The organism is Pseudomonas sp. EGD-AK9, from assembly GCF_000465935.2.
In the GTDB taxonomy this organism is placed as follows: Bacteria; Pseudomonadota; Gammaproteobacteria; order Pseudomonadales; family Pseudomonadaceae; genus Aquipseudomonas.
The window spans coordinates 1-1,085 of sequence record NZ_AVOF01000625.1 but is presented as its reverse complement, the minus strand read 5'-3'; the positions used below and the strand labels follow the sequence as shown (position 1 = coordinate 1,085).

Below are 1,085 nucleotides of genomic sequence, written 5' to 3'. Positions count from 1 at the left end.
CAAAGAAGAAACCCCAGACCGCGTTGGCGATCTGGGGTTTCGTATAGGAGCTTGACGATGACCTACTCTCACATGGGGAAGCCCCACACTACCATCGGCGATGCGTCGTTTCACTGCTGAGTTCGGGATGGGATCAGGTGGTTCCAACGCTCTATGGTCGTCAAGCAATTTGTTGCTGTCGCGGGGTTAACCGTTACAGCGAATTGGGTATGTGACAGTCGTTTGGCTTGGCCCTTGGGCCTGTAGCTCTCGTGCAAATCTTCGGCATTCAGTCGACTTCACCATCGACACCCTCTGCTCTCAGAGCAGATTGTTTGGGTGTTATATGGTCAAGCCTCACGGGCAATTAGTATGGGTTAGCTCAACGCCTCACAGCGCTTACACACCCCACCTATCAACGTCGTAGTCTTCGACGGCCCTTCAGGGAGCTCAAGGCTCCAGTGAGATCTCATCTTGAGGCAAGTTTCCCGCTTAGATGCTTTCAGCGGTTATCTTTTCCGAACATAGCTACCCGGCAATGCCACTGGCGTGACAACCGGAACACCAGAGGTTCGTCCAACCCGGTCCTCTCGTACTAAGGTCAGCCCCTCTCAAATCTCAAACGTCCACGGCAGATAGGGACCGAACTGTCTCACGACGTTCTAAACCCAGCTCGCGTACCACTTTAAATGGCGAACAGCCATACCCTTGGGACCGGCTTCAGCCCCAGGATGTGATGAGCCGACATCGAGGTGCCAAACACCGCCGTCGATATGAACTCTTGGGCGGTATCAGCCTGTTATCCCCGGAGTACCTTTTATCCGTTGAGCGATGGCCCTTCCATACAGAACCACCGGATCACTAAGACCTACTTTCGTACCTGCTCGACGTGTCTGTCTCGCAGTCAAGCGCGCTTTTGCCTTTATACTCTACGACCGATTTCCGACCGGTCTGAGCGCACCTTCGTACTCCTCCGTTACTCTTTGGGAGGAGACCGCCCCAGTCAAACTACCCACCATACACTGTCCTCGATCCGGATAACGGACCAGAGTTAGAACCTCAAGGTTGCCAGGGTGGTATTTCAAGGATGGCTCCATGAGAACTGG

General features: G+C 53.9%; 2 rRNA genes. Both read right to left on the bottom strand.

The features are described from left to right. Nucleotides 1–49: 49 nt before the first annotated feature. A 5S ribosomal RNA gene (gene rrf / locus N878_RS21810) occupies nucleotides 50–165 on the bottom strand. Nucleotides 166–325: 160 nt separating this feature from the next. After that, nucleotides 326–1,085, bottom strand: a 23S ribosomal RNA gene (locus N878_RS21805); the annotation flags it as partial.